Annotated in this window: 3 protein-coding genes and 1 pseudogene; 2 read left to right on the forward strand and 2 right to left on the reverse strand. The window is 35.0% G+C overall.

The genetic code is table 11. The features are described from left to right. The first annotated feature begins 151 nt into the window (after positions 1-151). Complete coding sequence (locus FJR04_RS24535) at positions 152-1,351, forward strand: AIPR family protein (RefSeq protein WP_168499801.1); 1,200 nt, start codon at positions 152-154, stop codon at positions 1,349-1,351. A 221-nt stretch (positions 1,352-1,572) separates the two neighbouring features. Here the strand turns inward: FJR04_RS24535 and FJR04_RS24540 are convergent. Beyond that, a pseudogene (locus tag FJR04_RS24540) lies at positions 1,573-2,815 on the reverse strand (ISL3 family transposase). Positions 2,816-3,094: 279 nt separating this feature from the next. Next, entirely contained in the window at positions 3,095-4,033 is a 939-nt protein-coding gene (locus FJR04_RS24545) for a LysR family transcriptional regulator (protein ID WP_168499804.1), read from the reverse strand. 133 nt (positions 4,034-4,166) lie between these two features. On the opposite strand from FJR04_RS24545, the gene FJR04_RS24550 reads away from it, so the two are divergent. Next, positions 4,167-4,284, forward strand: a 118-nt coding sequence (locus FJR04_RS24550; RefSeq protein ID WP_174763582.1) for a succinylglutamate desuccinylase/aspartoacylase family protein, incomplete at its 3' end; no start/stop codon positions are given.

Genomic DNA, 4,284 nt, shown 5'->3' on the forward strand with positions numbered 1-4,284 from the left:
GGTAAAGGGTGGGTTTCACTGTTAAGAGTTCCCTGTTACCTCTGACTTCTTTACAGACTACTAACTTTGTAATTCTTTTACTTGAGATATGCTGTAATTTTTTTGTGTTGCGCCCCGTTATCCTTATAATTACTAAAAAGAAAAATCAACCATGCCAAAAAACTGGATTATTAAAGTAGACAATTATTTCCATGCTAAACCTGATTGCATTATCGCTACTGCCCATGTAGATACATTCCCTACAGACTTACCTCTAGAACCAAACATCAGAGAACCAAACCGCAAAAGTTCAACATACAGGCAAATCTTTGACTCTCTCACTACCGAACCAGAGAAATTCTTTGAGCGTCACAGTGGTATAGTTCTGTGTGCCAATAAAGTCAAAGCTAGTAGAGACCAAAAACAACTGGAACTAGAGGTTTTAGAAGCTGCTGAGGGTGGAAGCGATGGCGTTATCAATGGTGGTCACACAGTTTTAGCTTTTGATAGTGCTAAAAATTATAAATATGACGTTAGCGAAGCACGGGTCAAAATTACTATTCACATTGGACTAGAAGAAACTGAAGCCAAAGATATAGCTTTAGCCTCTAATACCACATCACCTGTTGATTCTCGCTCTAAGGTCAATGCTAGGGGAGATTATGACTTTATCAAAAGTTATTTAGCCCAGTTAGAACTCAAAGAAAGTAGAAAATTTAGAGTAGCTTATTACCAGAACCAAAGCGGTGTTCCTAAAAATACCCATTGTAATGTTACCCATTTGTTCAAATTACTAAACTGCTTGGATAGAAATAGATACAATCCGGAAGGTAATACGAGAAGTAAGCACCCGGCTGTTAGCAATAGTCCTAGTCAACTTTCTGATGGTGAGAGGGAAAGATTAACCAAACTAATGCCTCTGCTTACTAAAGCTATGTGGATAGAACAAAGGCTGTATGAAATTATTCAAGAATATATCAGCAAACCAAAAAGAAAAGGGATCAATGATTTAGCATCTATTGATATGCGGAAAAATACTCTATTAGCTGACAGTAAATATTCTTTTGGGTTTGGTGCGCCAGGAGATTTAGCGTTACCAATAGTTGCATCTTACAGGGTATTTCTAGATAAAGAATATAACTGGATTGTGCCTTTTGAGGACTTCTCTGAAGATTTTCTTCAACAGTTGTGGGGTACTTATTTTCGGAAGTATTTAATTTCCGAGAAAATTGCTGGTAATACGGTGGGGGCGAAAATCTGTCGTAATCAAGAAATTTGGGATAGTCTGTATATTTTTGCCCAAAGTTATTTGAATCAGCTTTTAGTGAAGATGGTTAATTCTGCTAAACGTGATGAGTTGACGTTAAAATAGTTAGGAGAAAAACTCAGCATTCATTATCATTATCTCCTTGGGAGTAATTTGGATTTTAACACAAACAGCAGAAGTCCCCCATCTCACTCTTAGGAGTGTGGGATGAATGCGCGTGAATGAGGAATTGATGTATAGTGCTGATAATTTTAGGGGAGTGTAGCCTATCATTAGGCATATTCTTACAATTTTTTTGGCTCTTCGGTACTTGTTATGCTAAACTATTAAACAAAATGCCAATTTAATAAGCATCTAATTCGGAAATTTTCAAAGTTTTTAAATCCATATCCTGAACGTTTTATTAGTTTAAGCTTGTTATTAATTCCTTCCACAGTACCACTGGTTGTCCTATGATCAAAGTAAGCTATAATTTCCTGATACCAACGAATAATAGTATTATTGCTATTTGGAAAGTATTTTTTAGCTCTCGATAACCACATACCTAATTTAAAAACTCCCGTATACCAATCCTGTGTAGTATTAAATATTTTCCTAATCTTTTCTTTAAATTCGTGCATTTCCTTCAAAATAGGGGAGACATTTTTAACTTGAATAAGTTTCTCTAATTGCTCTTGCGTTAACTTATCTTCATTCTTAAGTAAGGGATATTTACTATTCTTCAATCCAACTAATATTTCTTCATATTTAGATTTGTCTGTTGTATTTGCTTTCTTGATTAAATCTTCAACTTTCCGTTTTTCTCTTTTTCTTTGTGTATCTAGTTCTTTATTTATCTGTGTCATTACATGAAATCTATCGGCTACAACCTGAGCATTTGGCATTAATTCTGTTACTAAAGTTTTATAGCCACTCCATAAATCTATACTGACTTCTTCTATATTTTCTAAAATCTCTGTTCCCCATTCCATAAGGGTTTCTCGGATTATTTCTTGTGTTCGTCCGCTTAAAATTGCAATTAGTTTGCTCTGCTCTAAATCTACTAATACTGCACAATAATTCCCATGTCCTTTCTTCACAGCTATTTCATCAATTCCCAGCCTTTTCATATTTATAGGTTTTAAGTTTGGTAATTCTGATGATGCGTCTTTTAACATTCTTTCTATTTCATCTTTTGTTACTATACCTTTTGCTGCTACACTATGAATATCATTCTCTAAAACTTCTTGTATTGTCTTATGTGCCAGGCGATTTGTAAAAGTTCTTTTCTTTTTTACAAAATCTAAATCTTCACTAAACGGTTTTTTACATTGTTCACATTTAAACTGTCGGCGATTAATTTCTAAAAATATTTCTTTTTCTCCAAAGGGGAGGTCTTTAATAATATGTCTATGATTTTGATGTAATTTATGGCTGGTTGTGCCACATTTAGGGCAGATAGCAAACGACTTTTCTTGAACAAGAAAGTAAAATCATTCCAATTCCGGTGTGAAGGCGATGTGATACAACTTTTACACCGCTTAAATCCAGAATCTCTGTTAGAATTTTAATACCTCTTTTGCCAGTCATAACTTTAAGTTTATCTAAAAATAATTTGGATTGTATTTATAGTTAATAATAAATGCTATTTATATGTCAACCCCTACAAGATCTTTAGTCATTTATTGATGCATATTTTAAAATTATTTAGTGAGTATAGCTAATAGTTTCGCATAACAAGTACCGAAGAGCCGTTTAATGTGAATATGACTATTAGCGCAGGGCGGAATTAACAATTAAAAAATTAGATTTCACATTCATTCACAAAATAACTCAGCGATGCTGAGTTGAAAAATATCAAAGAGAAATTCATGCTAAATTCCGAATCACATCACGGAAATTTTTTAAAATCATAGAAACATTATCCCTTTGCCAAACAGCAACGATTTCTAACATCGGAGATTTTTCTTGTATAGAACGATAAACTACACCATTTCGTTGAAGATTTTGTACATTAGCTGGAAGTAGTGAAATTCCCATTCCACCTGCTACTAAACTAAGAACAGTTGATATCCATGCAGCTTCTTGTCTAACTTTTGGCTTAAAACCTGCATCAATACAAAGACAATTAATTTGCTCGCGCAAATTATATAACAGGTTATGTGGTGGAAGGATAAATTGCTCATTTGCCAGTGCTGCAAGTGAAATACTAGTTCGTCTTGCAAAACGATGGTTTTCAGGTAAAACAATGACCAGTGATTCTTGAAGAACGGGCATAAAAGTCAAGACATCATCATTATTGTTCTGGATATTATGGAGGTGAAAGAAACCTAAATCAAGTTGTTGGTTTCGCAACTTCTCAATTTGCTCATAAGAAGGTAGTTCCTGTAACACCAGTTCTACTTCTGGAAATTTCTCATGAAATGCTCTGAGAATGTCGGGTAGTTTACTGTTAGCGATGGAAGTATTGATTCCTATAATTAATCGTCCTTTCTCACCACGACTTAATCTTTGACCTAATTCAATTGCTCGTTCAACCTGATTCAGAATTTGACTAGCTTCTTGCAAAAACTGATTTCCAGCATCTGTTAATTTTAACGGGCGCTGGTTGCGATCAAATAGTTGAAATCCAATTTTTTTCTCCAGCCATTTTATTTGCTTACTCAGAAATCCCTGATCTATTTCCAGATATGCAGCAGCGTTGGTAAATCCCTGCTTCTGGTTTACAGCGATCGCATACTTGAGATGACGCAGTTCGAGTTCATCCCAATTCGACCATTTGTGATAGGGCAGTTTGGCGTTAGTCATAGGGCTAAAGATTCTTGTTTTATCAGCATTATGACGTTTTAGTCATGGAATGTTGCATAAACAAGGTGATTGTATCATAGTTTTCCAAGATATCTTCAGGACAACACAACCATTTGCCACTGGAGAGCCAAAAATGAAACCTGAGAATAAACTGCGCCGGGTGTTGATTGTAGGTGGAACTCACGGGAATGAGTTCACTGGAGCATACTTGATCAAAAAGTTTGAGCAATTCTCTGAACTAATTCACCGAT

The sequence above is a fragment of the Anabaena sp. UHCC 0204 genome (genome assembly GCF_009711975.1).
Classification (GTDB): domain Bacteria; phylum Cyanobacteriota; class Cyanobacteriia; order Cyanobacteriales; family Nostocaceae; genus Dolichospermum.

Coding starts and splice junctions, on each gene's coding strand:
- FJR04_RS24545 (WP_168499804.1), bottom strand. CDS start 4,033: ATGACTAACGCCAAACTGCCCTATCACAAATGGTCGAATTGGGATGAA.
- FJR04_RS24535 (WP_168499801.1), top strand. CDS start 152: ATGCCAAAAAACTGGATTATTAAAGTAGACAATTATTTCCATGCTAAA.